We start from the raw sequence: 21401 nt of genomic DNA, 5'->3' as shown, positions 1-21401 counted from the left end.
TTCCCGCTATTGTAGGCGCTGGAAAGGCGTTTTTTGACGCCAGAAGTGTGGCAGAAAGACAAAGAAAGAAAACTGGCAAGCCAGACTTTTCTGAGAAGACAGGCACATCACGGAGGGAATGAGCGCCCCGTCCCCATGCCGGGAACGGGGCGCGATTTCACCGGTGGATGTCGGTATGGCGGGTTTCGCGGAGGAACAGCAAGGCGCAGACCAGGCTGCCGCCGGTGATCAGCACCGGATACCAGAGGCCGTAGAAGATGTCGCCGGTGTACACCACCAGGGCGAACGAGACCGTGGGCAGGAAGCCGCCGAACCAGCCGTTGCCGATGTGGTACGGCAGCGACAGCGAGGAATAGCGGATGCGGGTCGGGAACAGTTCGACCATCAGCGCCGCCAGCGGGCCGTAGCAGAGGGTGGAGATCAGTACCAGGGCGAAGATGATGGCGATCACCATCGGCTTGTTCACCTGGCTACCGTCGGCCTGCTGCGGGTAGCCTGCCGCCTTCACCGCGGCCGCCATCGCTTCGGCGTCGAAGCCGGCGATCTCGGTCTCGCCGACCCGTATCCTGACGTCGCTGCCGGCGGGCGCCGCCACCGTCGAGTAGGGCAGGCCGGACTTGACCAGGAAGGTCTTGACCTTGTCGCAGGGGCTGTCGAAGGTCGCCTTGCCCACCGGGTCGAACTGGAAGGTGCAGGTCGCCGGGTCGGCCACCACGCTGATCGGCGACTGCCGGCTGGCCTGGTCGATGGCCGGATTGGCGTAGTGGGTCAAGCCCTTGAACAGCGGGAAGTAGAACAGCGTGGCGAGCAGCAGGCCGGCCAGCAGCACCGGCTTGCGGCCGATGCGGTCGGACAGCCAGCCGGCGACGATGAAGAACGGCGCGCCAAGCACCAGGGCGACGATCAGCAGACCGTTGGCGGTGCCGCCATCGACCTTGAGCACCTGGGTGAGGAAGAACAGCACGTAGAACTGCGCCGTGTAGAAGGTCACCGCCTGGCCGGCATTGATGCTGAACAGCGCGGTCAGCACCACCTTCAGGTTGCCCCACTGGGTGAAGGACTCGCGCAGCGGCGCCTTGCTGACCTTGCCCTCGGCCTTCATCTTGAGGAACGCCGGCGACTCGCGCATGGACAGGCGGATCCAGGTGGAGATGCCCAGCAGGACGATGGACAGCAGGAATGGCAGGCGCCAGCCCCAGGTCTCGAACTCGTCGCCGGTCAACTGGCGGCAAGCCAGGATCACCAGCAGCGAGAGCAACAGGCCGAGGGTCGCGGTGGACTGGATCCAGCTGGTGTAGCTACCGCGCTTGTTCGCCGGGGCGTGCTCGGCGACGTAGATCGCCGCGCCGCCGTACTCGCCGCCCAGGGCCAGGCCCTGGAGCATGCGCAAGGTGACCAGGATGATCGGCGCGGCGACACCGATCGAGGCATAGGTGGGCAGCAGGCCGACGGCGAAGGTCGACAGCCCCATCAGCAGGATGGTCACCAGGAAGGTGTACTTGCGCCCGATCATGTCGCCCAGGCGGCCGAACACCAGCGCGCCGAAGGGCCGCACCAGGAAGCCGGCGGCGAAGGCCATCAGGGCGAAGATGAAGGCGGTGGTGTCGTTGACGCCGGCGAAGAACTGCTTGCTGATCACCGCCGCCAGGGCGCCGTAGAGGAAGAAGTCGTACCACTCGAAGACCGTGCCCAGCGAGGAGGCGAAGATCACCTTGCGCTCCTCCTGGGGCGTGGTCGCAGGCACTGTGTAGGAAGGGGTCGTTGCGTACTCGGTCATTGCGGCTCTCCCGCCCCTTGTGGGGGCTCTTATTGTTGTCTGCCATTTCCGTTTTCAGCGTCGACCGCTGCGGCGCCGGGCGCCACGCGATACGGGGTGTAGCGATCCTCAGGCCTCCACCGCCTCCTTGCCGCCGGCGGCCATGGCGCTTTCGACGACCTGCGGTGCGGCCTCGCGGCGGCGCTCGGCGAGAATCATCTGCGCCGCCTTCTCGGCGATCACCAGCACCGGCGAACAGGTGTTGCCGGAGGTCAGGCTGGGCATGATCGAGGCATCGGCGATACGCAGGCCGGGGATTCCGTGCACCCTCAATTGCGCATCCACCACTGCCTGCCCCCCCTGCCCCATGCGGCAGGTGCCGGCAGGGTGGAAGATGGTGGTGCCGATCTCCGCCGCGGCGCGCTGCAGATCCTCTTCGCTGCGGTATTCCGGGCCGGGCTTGTACTCCTGCGGACGGAAGGCGGCCAGCGCCGGCGCGGCGGCGATGCGGCGGGTCAGGCGAATGGCGTCGGCGGCGACCTTGAGGTCGCGCGGATCGCTCAGGTAGTTGGGCTGGATCGACGGCGCCTCGCCCGGGTCGAGCGAGCGGATGCGCACCGTTCCCCGGCTGTGCGGACGCAGGTCGCAGACCGACGCGGTGAACGCCGGGAAGGCATGCAGCGGCTCGCCGAAGCGATCCAGCGAGAGCGGCTGGACGTGGTATTCGAGGTTGGCCGAGGGCTGCTGCGGATCGGAGCGGGCGAAGGCGCCCAGTTGGCTCGGCGCCATCGACAACGGCCCGCTGCGGCTCGCCAGGTAGCGCAGGCCCATGCCCAGCTTGCCCCATAGGCTGCCGGCGATCTGGTTGAGGGTGGGAACGCCGTCGACCTTGTAGATCATGCGCAGCTGCAGGTGATCCTGGAGATTGCCACCGACCCCGGGCAACTCGTGGACGACCCCGGCACCGAGCCGCTCCAGCAGGTCCCGCGGGCCGATCCCGGAGCGTTGCAGCAGGCACGGCGAACCGATCGCGCCAGCGCTCAGGACGATCTCGCGGCGCGCCTCGAAGCGCTGCTCGCGGCCCTGCCAACGGACCGACAGGGCCCTGGCGCGGCCGTCCTCGAGGAGCACCCGCTGGACTTCGGCATGGGTCAGAACCGTCAGGTTGGCGCGCTGGGCGATGCCGCGCAGGAAGCCTTTCGAGGCATTCCAGCGCACCCCGCCGCGCTGGTTGACCTGGAAGTAGCCGCAGCCTTCGTTGTCGCCACCGTTGAAATCCTCGACGCTGGCGATTCCGGTCTGCGCCGCCGCCTGCTGGAAGGCATCGAGCAGCTTCCAGGAGAGCCGCTGGCGTTCTACCCGCCATTCGCCGCCGGCGCCGTGCATTTCGCTGGTCCCGGCGAAATGGTCCTCCATCCTGCGGAACAGCGGCAGCAGCTCTCTCCAGCTCCAGCCCGGATTGCCTTCGGCCACCCACTGGTCGTAGTCGCGGGCCTGGCCACGCATGTAGATCATGCCATTGATCGAGGAGCATCCTCCGAGCACCTTGCCGCGCGGGTACTTCAGGGAACGACCGTTGAGCCCGGGGACCTCGTCGGTGTCGAAGCACCAGTCGGTACGCGGGTTGCCGATGCAGTAGAGGTAGCCGACGGGAATGTGGATCCAGGGATAGTTGTCCGGACCGCCGGCTTCCAGCAGCAGGACACGGTTGGCAGGGTCGGCGGAAAGCCGGTTGGCCAGCAGGCAGCCGGCAGGTCCGGCGCCGACGATGAGGTAGTCGTAGGTATCCAGTACCTCGGGCATGGCGAGCCTCGTCTTGTCGTTCTTGTGATGGGCCGTCGGACCTGCGGATGACCGGCAAGTCTCGAACGGCTTGAGGCTAGTCGTTCATTCGCGATAAAAAAACAAACGTTTCGGGGCAGCTATTGTTCGTTTTCTAACAACGCCCCCTCGGCCCGGCAGAAGGCGCTCCCCATGTTCGACTGGAATGACCTGCGTTTCTTCCTCGAGTTGCAGCGCAGCGGTCGCCTGCTGACCGCCGCCAAGCGTCTCGGCACCACTCACGCCACGGTGGCCCGGCACATCGAGAACATCGAGCGCGACCTCGGCACCCAACTGTTCGCCCAGCACACCGGCGGCTACCAGTTGACTCCGGCCGGCCAGGCGCTGCTCAAGCACGCCGAGGCGATGGAGAACACCGCGCTGCTCGCCCAGGAAGAAATGAGCCAGAGCATCTCGCCGCTGGGGCAGATCCGCATCGGCGTCACCGAAGGCCTCGGCAGCGTCTTCCTCGCTCCGCGCCTGGCGCAATTGATGCGCCACTACCCGGGCCTGGAGGTCGAGCTGGTCTCGGTGCCGCGCTTCGTCAGCATCACCAACCGCGAAGCGGACATCGCCATCTCCCTAGACCGGCCGAGCGCCGACCTGGTGATCACCCGCCTGCTGACCCGCTATCGCCTGGCGTTGTTCGCCAGCCCCGCCTACCTGGAACAGGCGCCGCCGCTACGCGACCGCGACGACCTCGGCAGGCACCAGTGGATCGGCTACGTCGACGACCTGCTGTTCAGCCAGGAACTGATGTTCCACCACAGTTTCTGCCGCCACCCGCAGGTCGTGTTCCGCAGCACCAGCGTGGTCGCCCAGCAGCAGGCGGCACAGGCCGGCATCGGCCTGGCGATCCTGCCGCACTTCATGGGTAGCCGCGATCCTTTGCTGGTACCGGTGCTACCCGAGGAAAGCATCCAGCGCGAGTACTGGATGAGCACTCGGCGGGAGCTGCACCGCTCGGTGCGCCTGCGGGTGGTCTGGGACTTCCTGCTGGAGCTGTGCCAGCGCGAGCGGGAGGTTCTGCTCGGCCCTTCGGCGACGCCGCCGCCATGATGGCGGCGGTTATCCGCGGAGCGACGCTCCGCCGTCTCAGGCCAGGCGCTGCAGCGCCTGTCTGGCCTGGTTCTCCAGCTCCAGCTTGAACGACGGCTCCAGGCGCAGCTGCCGCGCCAGCTCCTCGAGGTAGGAGCGCTCCATGAAGCTTTCCTCGTCGACCATCAGCAGGCTGGCCAGGTACATCTCCGCGGCGATCTCCGGGGTGCTCGCGGCACGGGCGATCTCGGCCGGATCCAGCGGCTTGTTCAGCTCGCGCTCCAGCCAGCCCTGCACCTCGCGGTCGCTGGTCAGCTTGGCCACCTCGCCTTCGATCATCTGCCGTTCGCGCTCGTCGATGTGGCCGTCGGCCTTGGCCGCACCGACGATGGCCTGGAGGATCGCGTGGCTATGCACTTCGGCCTGGGCTTCCGGCAGGCGGTCGACGGTCTGCGGCTGCGCCTGCGGCGCGGCGCCGCTCTGTTGCTGCTGCCAGTTGTTGTAGGCCTTGTAGGCGATCACCCCGAGCGCGGCAAGGCCGCCGTAGGTGATCGCCTTGCCGCCGAACTTGCGCGCCTTCTTGTTTCCCAGCAGCAGGCCGATGGCGCCAGCCGCCAGGGCTCCGCCGCCGGCGCCGGAAAGCAGGCTGCCGAGCTGTCCGCCACCGCTGGCGCCGGGCTTGCCGCCGGTCTTGTTCTGCAACATTTCCTGCCCGGACTTGAGCAATTGGTCGAGCAAACCACGGGTATTCATGAGGAGCCTCCAGGACGTTCGGTAACAACCGGATTCGACCGACTCTAGCCCTTCGCGTCCGCGCTGCCCGCCGGGAGTTTGCTTCGAGATATTGCCGGCCTCCGCGGACACCGTGGCAAAGCGCGACGCATGTCACATTTCTCCAGATAGAGGCCTAGTGCCAGCAGAAAGCCCTTCGACGCGCCGGCATGGCCCTCTAAACTCCGCGCCCGCCCGCGACTGCGGGTCGGCGTCCGACGCCAGCCGCTCCGCGCGCATTCGCAACAGCAAACTGTGAACATGGCTCCCCCGAGCCACCCACTGCCTCGCAAAGGACTTCCCATGACCATCTCCCGCCGCGACTTCCTGAACGGCGTAGCCCTGACCATCGCCGCAGGCCTGACCCCCGCCGAGATCCTCCGCGCCGCCCCCGGCGGCCGCTACTATCCGCCCGCGCTCACCGGCCTGCGCGGTAGCCATCCGGGCGCCTTCGAAGTCGCACACCAGATGGGCTGGGAGAAGAAGACCTTCGATGTCGACCACCTGCCGATCGAAGAGGAATACGACCTGGTGGTGGTCGGCGGCGGCATCAGCGGCCTCGCCGCCGCCTGGTTCTATCGCGAACGGCACCCCGCGGCGCGCATCCTCGTCATCGAGAACCACGACGACTTCGGCGGCCATGCCAAGCGCAACGAATTCCAGGCCGGCGGGCGCACCATCCTCGGCTACGGCGGCAGCGAGTCGCTGCAATCGCCGAACGCCCTCTACAGCGAAGACGCCAAACACCTGCTGAAACGCCTGGGCGTCGAGCTCAAGCGCTTCGAGACAGCCTTCGACACCGACTTCTACCCCGGCCTGGGCCTGTCCCGCGCGGTGTTCTTCGACAAGGCCAGCTTCGGCGTGGACAAGCTGGTCAGCGGCGACCCGACGCCGATGGTTGCCGACGAGGTCCCCCGCGATCGTCTCAATGCCCGCTCCTGGCGCGCCTTCATCGGCGATTTCCCGCTGAGCCGCGAAGACCGGGAGGCGCTCATCGCGCTGTACGAATCACCTCGCGACTATCTTGCCGGCAAGAGCGTGGAAGAAAAGGAAACCTACCTGGCGAAGACCAGCTACCGCGACTACCTGCTCAAGAACGTCGGGCTCTCGGAAACCTCGGTGAAGTACTTCCAGGGCCGCAGCAACGACTTCTCTGCCCTAGGCACCGACGCCCTGCCGGCGGCTGACGCATACGCCGCCGGCTTCCCCGGCTTCGACGCCCTCGGCCTGCCGCAACCCAGCGAGGAGGCCCAGGCGGAAATGGACGAGCCGTACATCTACCATTTCCCCGACGGCAACGCCTCGCTGGCTCGGCTCATGGTGCGCGACCTGATCCCCGCGGTGGCGCCGGGCCGAGGCATGGAGGACATCGTCATGGCCCGCTTCGACTACTCGAAGCTGGACCTCGCCGGGCATCCGGTGCGCCTGCGCCTGAACAGCACCGCCGTCAGCGTGCGCAACCGCGCCGGCGGCGTCGATGTCGGCTACAGCCGCGCCGGCCGCCTGCACCGGGTACGCGGCAAGCACTGCGTGATGGCCTGCTACAACATGATGGTGCCGTACCTGCTGCGCGACCTCTCCGAGGAGCAGGCCCACGCGCTGAGCCAGAACGTCAAGTTCCCGCTGGTGTACACCAAGGTATTGCTGCGCAACTGGCAGGCCTGGAAGACCCTCGGCATCCACGAGATCTACGCGCCGACCCTGCCCTACTCGCGGATCAAGCTGGACTTCCCGGTCGACCTCGGCAGCTACCGGCATCCACGCGACCCGCGGCAGCCGATCGGCGTGCACATGGTCTACGTGCCGACCACCCCGAACGCCGGCATGGACGCCCGCACCCAGGCTCGCGTAGGCCGCAGCAAGCTCTACGCGATGAGCTTCGAGCAACTGGAAAAGGACATCCGCGACCAGCTCCAGGCCATGCTCGGCCCGGCGGGCTTCGACCACCGCCGCGACATCACCGGCATCACCGTGAACCGCTGGTCGCACGGCTACTCCTACTTCATGAATACCCTCTACGACGACGAGGCGGAAAGCGAAGCGCTGATGGAACTGGCGCGAAGCAAGGTCGGCAATGTCGCCATCGCCAACTCGGATGCGGCCTGGGATGCCTACGCCCATGCCGCCATCGACCAGGCGGTGCGGGCAGTCCGCGAACTGGGTTGAAGGACGGCGACGGCAGCGGAACCCGCGCTGCCGTCGCGCCCTTCCGATGTCCAGCAAGACTGACAGAAATGTACTGACAGAGATTTCAACCCCTACTCCACGAAAGCCGTTCAAAGACCCTATGTTTCTCGGCCTCCCCTCGAAATAACCTAGGGAAAACACATAGGAAATTTCCTACTAGCATTCAGAAAAGTCCTGATTAAACCGACAGACACCATCGCTAGAATTCGAGCCCGTCCGGAGCTGCCTCCTGGCGGATTATCCGCCTGCCGGCGTTGCCGGTAGCCGCCGCGGAAACCTCCACCTCGATCGGGTTCGATTTCATGAAAACACGCGTCATCCTCGTCGACGACCACGCCCTCACCCTGATCGGCATGCGCTATCTGCTGAGTGCGTACGACGACCTGCGGATCGTCGCCCAGGCCCAGGACGCCGACGGCTTGCTGGCGCAGCTCGAAGCGCACCCCTGCGACCTGCTGATCACCGACCTGATGATGCCCGGCAGCCGGCAGGCCGACGGCTTGCGCCTGGTGCAGAAGGTCCGGCGGCGCTATCCGGACCTGCCGATCATCGTCGTCACCATGCTCGGCAACCCGGCACTCGTTTCATCCCTGCTCAAGCTGGGCATTCACGGCCTGGTGAGCAAACGCGGCATGCTCGACGATCTGCCCAAGGCGATCCGCCACACCGGCCGTCGACCATTCATCTCGAGCTCCATCGCACACCTGCTGGAAGTGGGCGAAGCCGAACACGGCAAGCCGCTGGCCAGCCTCGAACAACTCACCCCGCGCGAAGTGGAAGTGCTGCGCCTGTACGGCAGCGGCCTGGCGGTCGGGGAAATCGCCATCCGACTGTGCCGCAGCAAGCAGACCATCAGCGCGCAAAAGAGCAGCGCCATGCGCAAGCTTGGCCTGGACAGCAATGCCGGACTCTTTATCTACATCCGGGAAAACGGCCTGGCCTGAGCAGCGCGGCCGCGATATGTCCGCCCCGCCAGCCCGCTTCGCAAGGTCCGCGCAGCAGCTAGAATGTCCCGCAGCGCCGGGCGTCATCCGTGCCCGCCTCCGCCAAAGGACTCTTTTCACATGGACCGTAACCGCCGCCTCTCCGCCCGACTCTGCCTCCTGCTGCTGGGACTCGCCAGCCAGGCCGAAGCCCGCGAACCGCAGCCCTGCGCGTCGCGACTGCTTGACGCCGTAGCCAGGCAGGTCGGCCACGATGGCTGGATAGCCCCTTCGTACGAATCTTCCGGTCCGTTCCTCGCCGTGGCCTGCAAGCCCTGGCCGGACGACCCCGCGCAGACGGTGATCGCCATGGCCTACCTGGATCCGGGCGACACCGCCGTGGAAGGCGAACGCCACCCGCATCTGCTATTGGCCAAGGCCGACAGCCGCAGCGGCAGGCTGCTCGAACGCTACGACAGCGACTTCGAAGAAGACGCGTCCGTCGCCGTCGGCAGCGACAGCCTCTGGCTGGACACCGCACGCTATCGCCTGAGCCCGACGGTGCGCGCCTTCGGCGTGGTATTCCATAGCGTGGCGCGTGGCGCCAGTTGTCCGGAAGCCGGCTTCGACAACCTGCTGACCCTGGTGGTGCCGGCCGGCGAAGGCAAGCTGCGGCCGGTGCTCAACACCTACCTGGACCAGTGGAGGACGCTGAAAGGCTCGGTCTGCTCCGCCGAGCCCGGGTTCGAACAGGAAGTCTCGCACCTGACCCTGGAACTCGGCCGCGGACGCTCCAACGGCTTTGCCGACCTGGTCGTCACCTCGCGGGTCAGCGACGGCGAAACGGAGAACGGCAAACCCTTGCGCACGGTGAAGCGCACGCTGCGCTACGACGGCGAGCGCTACCCGTTCGAGGAGTATTCGGACTTCTGGCACCGCCAGTGAGGGAAGGCCGTGGCCACCAGCCACGGCGAAACAGCGGAACCGCGCGCCCGCCGCAAGGGGCGGACGCGCGCAGGGAACTCAGCTCTCGCTGGTTTCCTCGCTCTCTTCGGCGGGCGCCGGCTCCTGCTCCGGCTCGCCTTCGTCGCCCTGCTCGTCGTCCGACTGGCAATACGGCGTCGGGTCCTGCGGCCAGATCGCCTTGCCATTGCCGTCGAGCAACTGTTCGGCGCCGCAATCGGTGGTGGCCACGGTGAAGCGCGGCTTGCCGTTCAGGTCGTACAGTGCGCGCAAGGTTTCCGTCGCCTCGTCGCCAGTGCCGCTGACTTCGTAGCCCAGGATGTAACCCTGCTGCGGATTCACCTCCAGCTTCTGCCAGAGCGCCGGAACCAGCGTGCGTCCCTGGCGATCGAGCAACACGGTGTGGGCAGCGTTGTCCATACCGTCGAGAGCTTCCAGGAAACGACCGTCATACGCAGACTGGATGCTGATCAGTTCGCCCGGCTCCAGCAGCATCTTGCCGCTGCGGTCCATCAGGCCCACCACCGGCACCTGGCTTTCCGAACCCATGAAGCTGACGGTCTTCTGCGGCCCGCCCTTCTTCGCCACGACGAACAGGTCGTTGCCCAGCGCGCCGATCTGCGCATAACCCGGCTTCACCCACTCGCTGCCTTCGTCGAGGTTGAAGATGCCGAAGTCGGCGCTGAACAGGCCGGTGCTCACGCCGACGGCAGCCAGCCCGGGCACGTCGACGGTGTAGCCAAGCGCGGTGAGGCCGGCGCTGTCGGCCGAATCGTACTGCGGCTGCACCTTCCAGGCGCCGCTGCGATCGATCAGGCCGTACTTGCCCGACGAGCCATCTTCCATGCGCTGCTGGGCCAGCCCGCCCTGCTTGCCGAAGGCGCCGCAACCGGCGAACTGGGCGGCGATCACCACCTTGCCCTGGTAGTCGAGGTAGCCACAGGGGCTGTCGTACTTCTCGCGGAACGCGACCAGGCCGTTGGCCGGGGTGCCCAGGTAATCGTAGCTCTTGCCGTCACCGACCACGTCGCCCTTGGCATCCACCAGTTGGGAGCCCTTGCCGATGACGCTGGCGCTCATCACGCCGTCGTGGAGGTCGCCCAGGCTCTCGTAGGCCACGGCCTTCTGTTCGCCGGTGGCGAGGTTGATGATCCACTTCTCCTCGCCACGCTCGGCGCTGATCAAGCCGCCGTGTTCGGCGACGCTGCCGTTGACCAGGGTGGTGTCGTAGAGCGCCTCGGTGAGCTGCTTGCCCTTGGCATCGAGGATGCCGCGCTTGCCATCGATCTCGTAGATGATGAATTCGTTGGCACTGTTGGGGTAGATGTCGTCGAAACGCGGCGCCTGGACTTCCTTGCCCTGGCCGTCGACCACGCCGTACTTGCCGTCGCGGACGAAGCCATAGAGGTCGGGGGTGAGCAGCGACAGGGCTTCGCCGATATCGTCGCGCAACACCTTGCCGTCCTTCGCCTGGATCAGGTTCCAGCGCTCCTCGCGCGCCGCCATCAGGGTGCCCTGGTAGGCGCTGGCGACGATATTGTCGTAGTCGTTGTCGAACGGCACGAGCAGCTTGGCGTCCTGGTCGATCACCGCGCACTGCCCGTTGAGGCATAGCGGGATGCTCAGTGCAGCCATGCTCGGTGCGGCCGGTTGCGGCGCGACCGCCGCAGGCTTCGGCGCATCGTCGCCCTGGTTGCAGGCGCTGAGGAGCAAGGTGGAAACGGAGACGGCGAGGGTGTTGCGGCCGATACGCGACAGTCTTTGCATGCGGATATGTTCTCGTATGATCCCTGAGATATGTGTCCAGCCGCGATGCGCGCGACATCGCGGAACGCGGTAGCCTTCCCGGCGGAAAGGCGCGGGCATGATGCCCGTGCCGCGGACCGCCTGGCAATGCCCTGGTCCGCCGGCTCGGCGACAGGCGGCGCGCTTGCTGGCAGAATCGCGGCTTTCCGCAAACCGCGCAGGTACCGCCCCATGAACGACCGACTGCAAATCGAAGACCTCCTCCTGGGCGACGGCAAGGAGGTGGTGAAGGGTGCGCTGATCACCACCCAGTACAAGGGCACCCTGGAAGACGGCACGCTGTTCGACTCCTCCTACGAGCGCGGCCGGCCATTCCAGTGCGTGATCGGCACCGGACGAGTGATCAAGGGTTGGGACCAGGGCCTGATGGGCATGAAGGTCGGCGGCAAGCGACGGCTGTTCGTCCCTTCCCACCTGGCCTACGGCGAACGGCAGGTCGGCGCGCACATCAAGCCCCACTCCAACCTGCTGTTCGAGATCGAACTGCTGGAAGTGCTCACCCGCGACGACTGAGCCGAGGGACGGCGGCGGCCTCTGGCCGCCATGCGCAGGACGAATAGTCGCTCGACTATCCGCCCTGCACGAAGCCGGTTTCTCTTCTAATCCGCGGGGCGAGCCGCGGAACCCGTGGCAATGGCGCGAGGCAGGCCGTCCAGCGCACGCAGCAGGCAGAACCCCAGGACGGCCCCCGCCGCGCCCGCGACCAGCATCAGGCCGATCGCGCCCGACCAGTCGAAACGGCTGACGATCAGGCCGTTCAGCAAGGGGCCGATCACCTGCCCCAGGTAGTTGCCCTGCATTACCCAGCCGATGGCCAGTGGCGTCAGCGAAGGCGTGGGCGAGGCCAGCGGCGCGGTCGCCAGCACGGTGGTGGGAAGCATGCCGGCGACCGCCGAGAAGACGAACCCCAGCGCAATCGCCAGGAGCCCCGGCGTCGCGGCATGGAAGAACGCCGCACCGGTGACTCCCATCAGGATCGCGGTGGTCGCCAGCAAGGCGCCGGGACGTATGCCGCGGGAAAGGATGAAGCCCGCCGCGACATTGCCCAGGGCGTTCGCCGCGACGATGGCCGCGCCGATGAGTCCCGCAGTCTCCAGGGCGACACCCAGGCGCTGCATGAGGAACACGGGGAGGAACGTCATCAGGGCGAAGAACTGCAGGTTGTAGGTGGTGAAGCCGAGCGCCAGCAGGGTGATCGCCGGAGACTTGAGCAACGTGCCAAGACCGGCCGGCCTCACGCCTGCCGCCCTGCGCCCATCGTCGGCAGGGACGCTGAGCGGCAGCAGCAGCGCCGCGACCAGTACCAGCAGTGCGCTCAGTTGCCAGTCGGCGCGCCAGTCCGCGAGCAGCGGCCCGAACAGCATCGAGAGGGCGATTCCGCCTGCCATGAAGGTGCTCCACAGACCGAACACCACGCTGCGCCGCGTCTCGCTGGTGATCCTGTGCAACACGGCGGGCGCCGCCACTACCACGATGAGGAAACCGAGCCCCTCGACGAAGCGAGTGGCGAGCAACCAGGCGAAGTCCTGCATCGACGCACCGAGCAGGCTCGCTCCGCCGAGAATCGCCAGTCCGCCGGTCAGCAGCCGGCGATCTCCCCAGCGACGCACCAGGAGGCCAGCGGCGATGCCGCCGAATACGCCGACGAACGGAAAGGCGGACATGATCCAGCTCAGCGCGGCGAGGTCGCCGCCGAAGCTCCGTTGCAGCGACGGCAGGGCGATGGTCGCCTTGCCGACATGCAGGGCGGCGGCGATGCCGGCGAAGATCACATTGGCAACTGCCAGCCATCGCGGGCTGGCCTGGGGGTGCGGACGAGCGGGAGTGGACGGGCTATCCATCGTTGCCTCCGGGCATGGAGTGGCGCCCGGCAAGGTCGCCAGACGCTCTGCGCGGATTCTGATAGCTCAAGTTAACTTGAGGTAAAGAGCCCAGGAATCAAACGATGTGTTCCATCGCCCGCACCAATGGCAATCCGGCACGCCCACTCAGTAGAAGTGCTCGCCGTAGAGGTCCCAGGCATTGCGCCGGGCCGCCCGGCGCAGCTGCTCGGTGCAATCCCGCCGACCGACGGCGGATCGTCCCGAGGTGGCAGCGACAGCTTCGGTCTCGGTGCGGGACGGTTTGTTGCGCGGAGTGTTCAGGGACATGGCGGCGTCACCAGTTCATCCCCGTCGCCGGCCCGCTCAGCAGCGCCTTCGCCATGCCGCGGGCGGACGCCAGGTCCGGCGCCACGCTCACCGGCGGGCCGTAGACGGCCTGCAGCACCGGCGCCAGCTGCTGCAGGTCGGCGAGGTTGTCCGGCTGGCCGTTGGCACTGAGCAGGATGCCCCGGCAATGCTCGGCGAAGCGCTGGCGATTTTCCTTGAGCCACAACACCAGGCGCTTGCGCGCTTGCTGGTCGCCTTCAGCTTCTTCCTGCGGGAGTGGCGGATAGACCAGGGCGAAATCGCACTCGACGGCCAGCAGCGCTTCGACCTCCTCCAACCAGCGCTCGACATCGGCCAGCTCGCGGGGCATCTCGCGGACCTGGACCAGGGGAAAGGCATCGATATCCAACAGGCTCTTAGCGGGGGCATTCATGGGGGACTCCTGCGGGGAGGCAAGGCGGAGGAATGAGCGGAAGTGCTTGCCAAAACAGTACTGTACGATACAGTTCTTAAATGACCAGCGTCAACCCTAACGAGAAACGCTCTCAGCAAACCGCCTGGAGACTTGAACGGACCGTCCCGACGGCCCACCATGCGCACCTTCCGACCGCCACCCCGCGAGGCCCGATACCGCCCATGAACGATGCGTCCCCCCGTCTGACCGAACGCGGCAGGCAACGCCGCCGCGCCATGCTCGACGCCGCCACCCAGGCCTTTCTCGAACACGGTTTCGAAGGCACCACCCTGGACATGGTGATTGAACGGGCCGGTGGTTCACGGGGAACCCTGTACAGCTCCTTCGGCGGCAAGGAAGGCCTGTTCGCCGCGGTGATCGCCCACATGATCGAGGAAATCTTCGACGACAGCGCCGATCAGCCGCGCCCCGCCGCCACGCTGAGCGCCACCCTCGAGCATTTCGGCCGGCGCTTTCTCACCAGCCTGCTCGATCCCCGCTGCCAGAGCCTCTATCGCCTGGTGGTGGCGGAATCTCCGAGGTTTCCGGCAATCGGCAAGTCCTTCTACGAGCAGGGGCCGCAGCAGAGCTACCTGCTGCTCAGCGAGCGACTGGCAGCGGTCGCCCCCCACATGGACGAGGAAACGCTCTACGCGGTGGCCTGCCAGTTTCTCGAGATGCTCAAGGCCGACCTGTTCCTCAAGGCCCTCAGCGTGGCCGACTTCCAGCCGACCATGGCGCTGCTGGAAACCCGCCTCAAGCTGTCGGTGGACATCATCGCCTGCTACCTGGAACACCTGTCGCAGCGCCCCGCGCAGGGCTGAGCGACGCGCCGTTCAGGCGGAGGGCGGCAGCGCCTGGCCCGGCAGATCGGTGAGGTGGATCTCGGTGACCAGGGGTTCCTGGCGCGGCAGGGTGCGATCGAGCAGGGGCGAGAAACGCGACAGCGCGCCGATCAGGTCCCACTGGGTCTCCAGGGCGGCCCCCAGCTCCGAGAGTTCGTTCAGGACCCGATGACCGACCCGTTGCAGGCGTGGCTCTTCGCTCTGGCTGAGTTCCACCGAAAGGTGCGCCAGCATGGTGGTCATGTTGTTCATGTTGCGTGTCGCCAGGACCAGGATATTGGCCAGCAGGGCGACATCGCTGTCAGGCAGGGAGGCGTGGGGAGAACCGGCGGTAGCGTGCATGCGAGCATCCTTTCTCGAAGTGCGGTCCGGAGCGAACGTCGCGGGAGAATAGCATCATATTGCCATTACGCAATATCTCCCGCGAAACGCTCAGGATGATTTCCTGATGCCAGGCAGACCGCCAAGGGCGGCAAAGGTTTCCATCAGGTGGGCCGCCGGTGCCTCGCCGCGCCGACGGCCCCGACCGCTCACTGCATTTCCAGGGATTTGCGCGGCGGCGTGCTGCGATGAGCGGCTCGCAGGTACTGCGGCGGCCAGGGCATCTGCTCGTTGCGCAGTTCGTCGGCAGCGTGCAACGGCCAGTACGGATCGCGCAGCAGTTCACGGGCAAGCAGGATCAGGTCAGCCTGGCCGGTGCGCAGAATATGCTCGGCCTGCACCGGCTCGGTGATCATGCCCACCGTTCCGCTGGCGATGCCGGCCTCCTTCTTCACCCGTTCGGCGAACTCGGTCTGGTAGCCCGGTCCTACCGGGATTTCCGCATTCGCCGCGGTACCGCCGGAAGACACGTCGATCAGGTCCACGCCCAGGTCCTTCAGGCGCCGGGCCAGTTCCACGGTCTCGTCGGGGTTCCAGCCATCCTCCACCCAGTCGGTGGCGGATAGCCGCACGAATAGCGGCAACTCTTCCGGCCAGGCCTTGCGCACCGCGGCGGTGACCTGCAGAAGCAGGCGGATGCGGTTCTCGAAGCAGCCGCCGTACTGGTCGCGACGCTGGTTCGACAGCGGCGAGAGGAACTGATGCAACAGGTAGCCGTGGGCCGCATGCACCTCCGCGACCTTGAAGCCGGCAGCCAGGGAGCGCTCGGTGGCGCGTACGAAGGCCTGCACCAGCGCCTCGATCTGCGCCTCGCTCAGAGCCTCGGGGGTCGTGTGCTGGGGATCGAACGGGATCGCCGACGGCGCCACCGGTATCCAGCCGCCCTCGCCTATCGGCACGCTGCCGTGCTTGCCCAGCCACGGCCGCCAGGTACTCGCCTTGCGCCCGGCGTGGGCCAGCTGGACCCCGGCGACCGCGCCCTGGGACTCGATGAAACGGGTGATGCGATGCAACGGCTCGACATGCGCGTCGCTCCAGATGCCGAGGTCGTCGGCGGTGATGCGCCCCTCGGGCAACACCGCGGTGGCTTCGACGATCACCAGGCCGGCGCCGCCCACCGCGCGACTGCCCAGGTGCACGAGATGCCAGTCGTTGGCCAGGCCCTCCTGCGCCGAATACTGGCACATGGGCGATACGGCGATGCGGTTGGGCAAGGTGATTTGACGCAGGCTAAGAGGCTCGAACAGCAGACTCATGGCAGGACTCCCGGTCGGTCTTGGAATAAATGCTCACACCTGAACTTTAGACCGGGTTCGCGGAGGCCAGCGGCCCAAGCGACATAAAGCAGCCGTCCTCCTGGCGGAAGACGGCTTGAGCGGCCCCGGCCGGCATTCCTTCCTGGAGTGCCGGCCGGGGCCACCGAGCTTACAACGCGCTCGGGCAGGTCACGCCGACAGTGCTGAACGCCCGGGTGACGTCAGCCGCCGAGTAGTTGCGGTTCTGCGCCGAGCTAATCACTCCACAGGCACCGCTGTTGTAGTTGCTGGTGGCGGTCCAGTAGTAGCGGTTGGCGTCGACGAACACCTCGAAGGCCTTGCGGGTATCCCAGCCCGGCGAGTTGGCCAGCAGGTAGAACGCACGGTTGTACACGCCGCTGGAGTGGTGCACGTCGATACCGTTGTAGTACTGCGAGGCGTTGTCGATGGATCGCCCGTCGCGGCTGGGCTGGTCCATGTAGCGCAACGCACCGCTGCCCTTCTTGATGTCGTAGCCGATCAGGAAGTCGTTCTTGCCGCGCATGTAGAACTCGGCGGCCTCGCCGGCCATGTCGGAGAACGCCTCGTTCATTCCGCCGGATTGCCCGCGGTAGATCAGCCCGGAGTTCTGCTCGGTGAAGCCGTGGCTGACCTCGTGGGCCGCCACGTCCAGCGACACCAGCGGATAGAACATGGTGGCGCCGTCGCCGAAGAGCATCGCCGTGCCGTCCCAGTAGGCGTTCTCCACGCTGCGCCCGTAGTGCACCTTCATGTACAGCTTGTGGGTCAGCGGGCTGGTGCCGAACCAGTCCCGGTACAGGTTGAACACCACGCCGCCGAAGAAATGCGCGTCGTTCAGTGGCGAATAAGCGCCGTTGACCTGCTTGTAGGTGTTGGTCGGGCAGGCGAAGCGGAACGGCGTGGTCTTGCTGTCGTTGGTGCTGCCGTTCATGTCGACGGTGATGACGTTGCCGTCGTCCATCTCGCAGCGGTCGTTGACGATCAGCGGACCGTAGTCGCTACCGTAGGTGTACTTGCCGATCTTCTGGTTGCCACCGGGGCCGCCCGCCTCGGCGTGGGCCAGGCCTTCCCACTGATCGAGCACTTCACCGGTCTTGGCGTCGATGACGAAATGCGGCCGCGACAGTCCCTCGCCGGGAATCAGGTAGGAGACGTTGTAGACCAGTTGGGCGATGTTGTTCTCGCCCAGGCGGATCACCAGTTCCACTTTGTCATTCTCGGTCTTGCGGCCCTGGGCCTTCAGGCTCTTGGCCTGGGCCAGCACCTGCTCGGCGGATACCGCCGCGGTGGTGCTGCCCGGCAGGTCGGCGGCGATGTTGGCGACGAAATGGCCGCTGCGCCGCGCCGCCACGCTCTTGCCGGGACCCTTGACTTCGGTGATGGCTTCGCCGACCACCCGTACGCCGTTGTGGAATTGCTCGTAGCGGGTGACCTGCTTGCCGTTGGGCAGGGTCGTGCTGCGGATCGCTTTCAGTTCGTCGGCACCGCCGGCGCCGACCGCGGCTTGCAAGGTGACCGGGCCGGGCGCGCCCTGGGCAGCCTTGCTGGGGAGTTTGGACACGTCGATCAGGTCGGCGGCAAAAGCGGCCGGCGAAACACCCATGATCGCAACGAACAACAGGTCAAGCGTAGAAACCTTCTTCATCTTGTTCAGTTCTCCTGGTTTTTTCAGGCCGAAGTACTCGGCCGACGCTTACCGCCGCCTTGTGGGCTGATCGGAACAGCCGTATCAGTCCTTCGGGTAGAAGGAACTGCACTCCCCTGGCTCGGTCCCGTTTTCGACGGTGCTTTCGTGTACCAAAAAGAACCCGCGGCCAAACCTGCCAGAACTGGCAGGTAGCCTTGATTTCGCCGGAAATCTGTATGTTTTCGCTGGAATAGCTAGCAGAAAAGCAGGTGGCAGCTAGGTTGCCCCCAGCCCCGGGACGCGCTCAGCGAGGGGCCATGTGGACGATCATCAGTTGCACGCTTTCCTGGCCGCGGAATTCGTTGACGTCGAGCTTGTAGGCCAGCTCGGCCCAGCGCACGGTAGGGTTGGGCCACTGCTCGCGGTCGATGTTGAAGGCAATGCCATCCAGTTGCAGCGAGCCGCATTCGCTTTTCAGCACCAGCTTCAGGTGACGCTCGCCGACGATCCGCTGCTGCACCAGCTGGAACACCCCGTGGAACGTCGGCTCGGGAAAGTGCTGGCCCCAGGGACCTGCCTGGCGCAACGCGCGCGCCAGCTCCAGGTGGAACTCCTGGATGCTCAACTGGCCATCGGAGAGCAGGCGCCCGGCCAGGTCCTCCTCGGCCAGTTGGCGGCGTACTTCGGCATCGAAGGCGGCGGAGAAAGCGCCGAAGTTTTCCTGCGGCAACGATAGTCCGGCAGCCATCGCGTGGCCGCCGAACTTGCTGATCAGCCCGGGATGACGGGCGGCTACCGCGTCCAGCGCGTCGCGGATGTGGAAGCCGGGAATCGACCGTGCCGAGCCTTTCAGGCTGCCGTCGCCGGCGTCGGCGAAGGCGATGGTCGGCCGGTGGTAACGCTCCTTCAGGCGCGAGGCGAGGATTCCGATCACGCCCTGGTGCCAGTCGGCGTCGAACAGGCACAAGCCGAACGGCAGTTGCTCCAGGCTCAGCTCCTTGAGCTGCGCCAGCGCCTCGCGCTGCATACCCTGCTCGATGGCCTTGCGGTCCTGGTTCAACTGGTCGAGCTGCACCGCCATGTCGCGGGCCAGCGCTTCGTCGTCGCAGAGCAGGCATTCGATGCCGAGGGACATGTCGTCGAGCCGACCCGCCGCGTTCAGGCGCGGACCGAGGATGAAACCCAGGTCGGTGGAGGTGATCCGTACCGGAGGCCGCCCGGCCACCTCCAGCAGCGCGCGCAAGCCCGGCCGGGCGCGGCCGGCGCGGATGCGCGCGAGGCCCTGGTGGACCAGGATGCGGTTGTTGGCATCGAGCGGCACCACATCGGCGACGCTGCCCAGCGCCACCAGGTCGAGCAGCTCGGCGAGGTTCGGTTCCTTCAGCCCGCGCCGGGCGAACCAGTCCAGCTCGCGCAGGCGCGCCCGCAACGCCAGCATCACATAGAAGATCACCCCGACCCCGGCCATGGCCTTGCTGGGGAATTCGCAGCCCGGCTGGTTGGGGTTGATGATCGCATCCGCCGCCGGCAGTTCCGGGCCAGGCAGGTGGTGGTCGGTGACCAGCACCTTGAGCCCCGCGGCTTTCGCCGCCTGGACGCCGTCCACGCTGGAGATGCCGTTGTCCACCGTCACCAGCAGGTCGGGACGCTTCTCCAGGGCCACGCCGACGATCTCCGGGGTCAGGCCGTAGCCGTACTCGAAGCGGTTCGGCACCAGGTAATCGACCCAGGCCGCGCCGAGCATGCGCAGGGCCAGCACGCCGACGCTGCTGGCGGTGGCGCCGTCGGCGTCGAAGTCGCCGACGATGAGAATCCGCTGGCCGCCCTCCAGGGCATCCACCAGCAGCGCCACGCCCTCCTCGATGCCTTTCAGCCGCTGGAAGGGAATCAGCCGCGCCAGGCCCTTGTCCAGCTCCTCGGCGCAACGCACGCCACGAGCTGCGTACAGGCGTGCCAGCAATGGCGGAAGGTCGCCGAGATCGGGCAGGGTTTCGGGCAGGGGGCGGGGTTCGATACGCATCAGGTCACTCGTTCGGCTCGACGGAAGGAAACGGCGGCGGCGATCAACGCTCGCCCTGCAGCCATTCCAGCTGCAACTCGTGCTGGCCGTTCTCGTCGGTGACGAACAGGGTGCCCTCGCTGATCATCACGGTCCAGTTGATCGAACGCGGCAGGTCGCGGGACAGGCTCTCCAGGGGTTCCTGGGGCACTGCCGCGACGTTGATGTTCTTCAGGCTGCGCACGCTGTCCAGCACCTTGGTCTGCCAGACCCGCAGGTTGCCATAGGCGAGCAGGCTGAAGCGCTCGCAGCGACGCGAGCACCAGGTGATGCGCTCGGCGTCCGGCTGGCCGACTTCGATCCAGTGCAGGACCCGGCCGTCCAGGCTCTTTTCCCAGAGCGCCGGTTCGTCCACGTCCGACAGGCCACGCCCGAAGGCGATCTGCTCGCCGTACCACAGCACGTAGGCCAGCAAGCGCACGGCCAGGCGCTCCTCGGTCTCGGAGGGGTGCCGGGCCACGGTCAGGCGCAACGTCTCGTAGACCCCGCGGTCCAGGTCGGTGAGGGAAATATCGGCTTTATAGGGCGTGGATTGCAGGGCCATGGGAATACCGGCGAGGGAAGCGAAAGGGCGCAAGTCTAACCTGAAACCCGCCCGCGTGCGGTCCGCCGGCCGACCGCCTGCCCTGCCTTTCTCGCGTCCCTGCCGCTCAGCGCGGGGCGTAGCGGCCCCAGAGTTCCTCGAATTCGCGCCGATAGGCGCCGATCAGCACGGCGTCGTCGGTTACCAGCAGGTTCTCTTCGTTGTTGACGCTGGCGCTGCGGGTCCAGTTGAAACTGCCGTTGAGCAGCCAGGCGCCATCCACCAGGGCGAACTTGTGGTGCATGTGGAAGGGACTGTCGTCGATTCGCAGCGGCACGCCGGCCTCGCGCAGCGCATGGATGTCGCTGCCTTCGTCGAACTGCTTGTCATCGTCGCTGATGATCCGCACCGGAACGCCGCGCCGATGGCAGGCCAGGATTTCCGCACTGAGCTGGTCGTCGGAGATGGTGAACACGCAGATGTCCAGGCTCTGCCTGGCCTGCCGGCACAGCTCGCGGATCTTCCGCCGACACTCCTCGCCGGGACTGAAATAGGCGCTGGCGCGGCTGCGCGGCGCCGCCGCGGTAACCTCCAGGGTGCGCACCACCTGCTCCAGCCACTTCAGGGCGGCTATCCGTTCGCCCTGCTCCTCCACGAGGACCAGCTCACGCACCAGGTCGAAGGCACGGTTGCGCAGGAAACGCACCTGGTCGGGCGCCAGCTCGCTGCCCAGTTGGCGTAGTTCGTCCCGTTCCTCGTTGCTCAGCTTCAGGTCGGCCAGGCTGTCGCGCAGTTGGCGGTCCAATCCGTCGAAGTCCAT

General features: G+C 66.6%; 19 protein-coding genes. 6 read left to right on the top strand and 13 right to left on the bottom strand.

Annotated elements, in window-relative coordinates:
* Positions 1–157: 157 nt before the first annotated feature.
* Together VQ067_RS06695 and VQ067_RS06690 are read right to left on the bottom strand one after the other, a co-directional pair.
* Positions 158–1777 (bottom strand): MFS transporter, encoded by a 1620-nt coding sequence (locus tag VQ067_RS06695; RefSeq protein WP_003092547.1) that lies wholly within the window; start codon positions 1775–1777, stop codon positions 158–160.
* 108 nt (positions 1778–1885) lie between these two features.
* Positions 1886–3559, bottom strand: coding sequence for a GMC family oxidoreductase (locus VQ067_RS06690; protein ID WP_003109627.1), 1674 nt, complete (start codon positions 3557–3559; stop codon positions 1886–1888).
* Between the two features lie 171 nt (positions 3560–3730).
* Between VQ067_RS06690 and VQ067_RS06685 the strand changes: the two genes are divergently transcribed.
* The gene (locus VQ067_RS06685) at positions 3731–4636 is read left to right on the top strand and encodes a LysR family transcriptional regulator (RefSeq protein WP_003092552.1); all 906 of its coding nucleotides are present in this window, start codon (positions 3731–3733) and stop codon (positions 4634–4636) included.
* 36 nt (positions 4637–4672) lie between these two features.
* Here the strand turns inward: VQ067_RS06685 and VQ067_RS06680 are convergent, their stop codons facing one another.
* Positions 4673–5368 carry a tellurite resistance TerB family protein gene (locus VQ067_RS06680; RefSeq protein WP_003137961.1) on the bottom strand — a complete coding sequence of 232 codons (696 nt, stop codon included), beginning with the start codon at positions 5366–5368 and terminating at the stop codon, positions 4673–4675.
* A gap of 321 nt (positions 5369–5689) precedes the next feature.
* Between VQ067_RS06680 and VQ067_RS06675 the strand changes: the two genes are divergently transcribed.
* The 3 genes from VQ067_RS06675 to VQ067_RS06665 all read left to right on the top strand — a co-directional run bounded on the left by VQ067_RS06675 (position 5690) and on the right by VQ067_RS06665 (position 9441).
* On the top strand, positions 5690–7552 hold the full coding sequence (locus VQ067_RS06675; RefSeq protein WP_033973643.1) for a flavin monoamine oxidase family protein: 1863 nt from the start codon (positions 5690–5692) through the stop codon (positions 7550–7552).
* A 323-nt stretch (positions 7553–7875) separates the two neighbouring features.
* Positions 7876–8517, top strand: coding sequence for a two-component system response regulator TtsR (gene ttsR, locus VQ067_RS06670; protein ID WP_009313512.1), 642 nt, complete (start codon positions 7876–7878; stop codon positions 8515–8517).
* Between the two features lie 120 nt (positions 8518–8637).
* The gene (locus VQ067_RS06665) at positions 8638–9441 is read left to right on the top strand and encodes a hypothetical protein (protein WP_016253060.1); all 804 of its coding nucleotides are present in this window, start codon (positions 8638–8640) and stop codon (positions 9439–9441) included.
* 78 nt (positions 9442–9519) lie between these two features.
* On the opposite strand, the gene VQ067_RS06660 is transcribed toward VQ067_RS06665, so the two are convergent.
* A complete protein-coding gene (locus tag VQ067_RS06660; RefSeq protein ID WP_003137954.1) occupies positions 9520–11226 on the bottom strand; it encodes a WG repeat-containing protein in 1707 nt (568 codons plus the stop codon).
* A 210-nt stretch (positions 11227–11436) separates the two neighbouring features.
* Here VQ067_RS06660 and VQ067_RS06655 point away from each other — a divergent pair, with 210 nt between their 5' ends.
* Complete coding sequence (locus VQ067_RS06655) at positions 11437–11778, top strand: FKBP-type peptidyl-prolyl cis-trans isomerase (protein ID WP_003092567.1); 342 nt, start codon at positions 11437–11439, stop codon at positions 11776–11778.
* Positions 11779–11864: 86 nt separating this feature from the next.
* On the opposite strand, the gene VQ067_RS06650 is transcribed toward VQ067_RS06655, so the two are convergent.
* From VQ067_RS06650 to VQ067_RS06640, 3 genes are all read right to left on the bottom strand, one after another.
* Positions 11865–13106, bottom strand: coding sequence for an MFS transporter (locus VQ067_RS06650; RefSeq protein ID WP_033954625.1), 1242 nt, complete (start codon positions 13104–13106; stop codon positions 11865–11867).
* 147 nt (positions 13107–13253) lie between these two features.
* The gene (gene armR / locus VQ067_RS06645) at positions 13254–13415 is read right to left on the bottom strand and encodes a MexR antirepressor ArmR (RefSeq protein WP_019485705.1); all 162 of its coding nucleotides are present in this window, start codon (positions 13413–13415) and stop codon (positions 13254–13256) included.
* Between the two features lie 7 nt (positions 13416–13422).
* Positions 13423–13848 (bottom strand): hypothetical protein, encoded by a 426-nt coding sequence (locus VQ067_RS06640; protein WP_003092574.1) that lies wholly within the window; start codon positions 13846–13848, stop codon positions 13423–13425.
* Positions 13849–14051: 203 nt separating this feature from the next.
* Between VQ067_RS06640 and nalC the strand changes: the two genes are divergently transcribed.
* A complete protein-coding gene (gene nalC, locus VQ067_RS06635) occupies positions 14052–14693 on the top strand; it encodes an efflux system transcriptional repressor NalC (RefSeq protein ID WP_003109635.1) in 642 nt (213 codons plus the stop codon).
* Between the two features lie 12 nt (positions 14694–14705).
* Here nalC and VQ067_RS06630 read toward each other — a convergent pair whose 3' ends face one another.
* The 6 genes from VQ067_RS06630 to VQ067_RS06605 all read right to left on the bottom strand — a co-directional run bounded on the left by VQ067_RS06630 (position 14706) and on the right by VQ067_RS06605 (position 21401).
* Positions 14706–15056 carry a hypothetical protein gene (locus VQ067_RS06630; protein ID WP_003137947.1) on the bottom strand — a complete coding sequence of 117 codons (351 nt, stop codon included), beginning with the start codon at positions 15054–15056 and terminating at the stop codon, positions 14706–14708.
* Between the two features lie 188 nt (positions 15057–15244).
* Positions 15245–16351, bottom strand: coding sequence for an NADH:flavin oxidoreductase/NADH oxidase (locus VQ067_RS06625; protein ID WP_023111441.1), 1107 nt, complete (start codon positions 16349–16351; stop codon positions 15245–15247).
* 169 nt (positions 16352–16520) lie between these two features.
* Entirely contained in the window at positions 16521–18017 is a 1497-nt protein-coding gene (gene lasB, locus VQ067_RS06620; protein WP_003092588.1) for a M4 family elastase LasB, read from the bottom strand.
* A gap of 286 nt (positions 18018–18303) precedes the next feature.
* Positions 18304–20019: a single-stranded-DNA-specific exonuclease RecJ gene (gene recJ / locus VQ067_RS06615; RefSeq protein WP_033991067.1), complete on the bottom strand. Its 1716-nt coding sequence runs from the start codon at positions 20017–20019 to the stop codon at positions 18304–18306.
* Between the two features lie 43 nt (positions 20020–20062).
* Positions 20063–20602 (bottom strand): YaeQ family protein, encoded by a 540-nt coding sequence (locus tag VQ067_RS06610; protein ID WP_003092594.1) that lies wholly within the window; start codon positions 20600–20602, stop codon positions 20063–20065.
* 106 nt (positions 20603–20708) lie between these two features.
* Complete coding sequence (locus VQ067_RS06605) at positions 20709–21401, bottom strand: phospholipase D-like domain-containing protein (protein ID WP_003092598.1); 693 nt, start codon at positions 21399–21401, stop codon at positions 20709–20711.

It is taken from the genome of Pseudomonas sp. KBN12P06040 (assembly GCF_037574965.1).
Taxonomy (GTDB): domain Bacteria; phylum Pseudomonadota; class Gammaproteobacteria; order Pseudomonadales; family Pseudomonadaceae; genus Pseudomonas; species Pseudomonas aeruginosa.
The sequence above is the reverse complement of the archived record's forward strand: the minus strand, read 5'-3'. Positions and strand labels throughout refer to the sequence as shown.

Excerpts from the sequence above, each read along its gene's own strand:
- VQ067_RS06625 (WP_023111441.1), bottom strand. The coding sequence starts at position 16,351 with ATGAGTCTGCTGTTCGAGCCTCTTAGCCTGCGTCAAATCACCTTGCCC.
- VQ067_RS06655 (WP_003092567.1), top strand. The coding sequence starts at position 11,437 with ATGAACGACCGACTGCAAATCGAAGACCTCCTCCTGGGCGACGGCAAG.
- VQ067_RS06610 (WP_003092594.1), bottom strand. The coding sequence starts at position 20,602 with ATGGCCCTGCAATCCACGCCCTATAAAGCCGATATTTCCCTCACCGAC.
- VQ067_RS06630 (WP_003137947.1), bottom strand. The coding sequence starts at position 15,056 with ATGCACGCTACCGCCGGTTCTCCCCACGCCTCCCTGCCTGACAGCGAT.
- VQ067_RS06680 (WP_003137961.1), bottom strand. The coding sequence starts at position 5,368 with ATGAATACCCGTGGTTTGCTCGACCAATTGCTCAAGTCCGGGCAGGAA.
- armR (WP_019485705.1), bottom strand. The coding sequence starts at position 13,415 with ATGTCCCTGAACACTCCGCGCAACAAACCGTCCCGCACCGAGACCGAA.
- VQ067_RS06660 (WP_003137954.1), bottom strand. The coding sequence starts at position 11,226 with ATGCAAAGACTGTCGCGTATCGGCCGCAACACCCTCGCCGTCTCCGTT.
- VQ067_RS06640 (WP_003092574.1), bottom strand. The coding sequence starts at position 13,848 with ATGAATGCCCCCGCTAAGAGCCTGTTGGATATCGATGCCTTTCCCCTG.
- VQ067_RS06665 (WP_016253060.1), top strand. The coding sequence starts at position 8,638 with ATGGACCGTAACCGCCGCCTCTCCGCCCGACTCTGCCTCCTGCTGCTG.
- ttsR (WP_009313512.1), top strand. The coding sequence starts at position 7,876 with ATGAAAACACGCGTCATCCTCGTCGACGACCACGCCCTCACCCTGATC.
- VQ067_RS06675 (WP_033973643.1), top strand. The coding sequence starts at position 5,690 with ATGACCATCTCCCGCCGCGACTTCCTGAACGGCGTAGCCCTGACCATC.
- recJ (WP_033991067.1), bottom strand. The coding sequence starts at position 20,019 with ATGCGTATCGAACCCCGCCCCCTGCCCGAAACCCTGCCCGATCTCGGC.
- lasB (WP_003092588.1), bottom strand. The coding sequence starts at position 18,017 with ATGAAGAAGGTTTCTACGCTTGACCTGTTGTTCGTTGCGATCATGGGT.
- VQ067_RS06650 (WP_033954625.1), bottom strand. The coding sequence starts at position 13,106 with ATGGATAGCCCGTCCACTCCCGCTCGTCCGCACCCCCAGGCCAGCCCG.
- VQ067_RS06685 (WP_003092552.1), top strand. The coding sequence starts at position 3,731 with ATGTTCGACTGGAATGACCTGCGTTTCTTCCTCGAGTTGCAGCGCAGC.
- VQ067_RS06690 (WP_003109627.1), bottom strand. The coding sequence starts at position 3,559 with ATGCCCGAGGTACTGGATACCTACGACTACCTCATCGTCGGCGCCGGA.
- nalC (WP_003109635.1), top strand. The coding sequence starts at position 14,052 with ATGAACGATGCGTCCCCCCGTCTGACCGAACGCGGCAGGCAACGCCGC.
- VQ067_RS06695 (WP_003092547.1), bottom strand. The coding sequence starts at position 1,777 with ATGACCGAGTACGCAACGACCCCTTCCTACACAGTGCCTGCGACCACG.
- VQ067_RS06605 (WP_003092598.1), bottom strand. The coding sequence starts at position 21,401 with ATGGACTTCGACGGATTGGACCGCCAACTGCGCGACAGCCTGGCCGAC.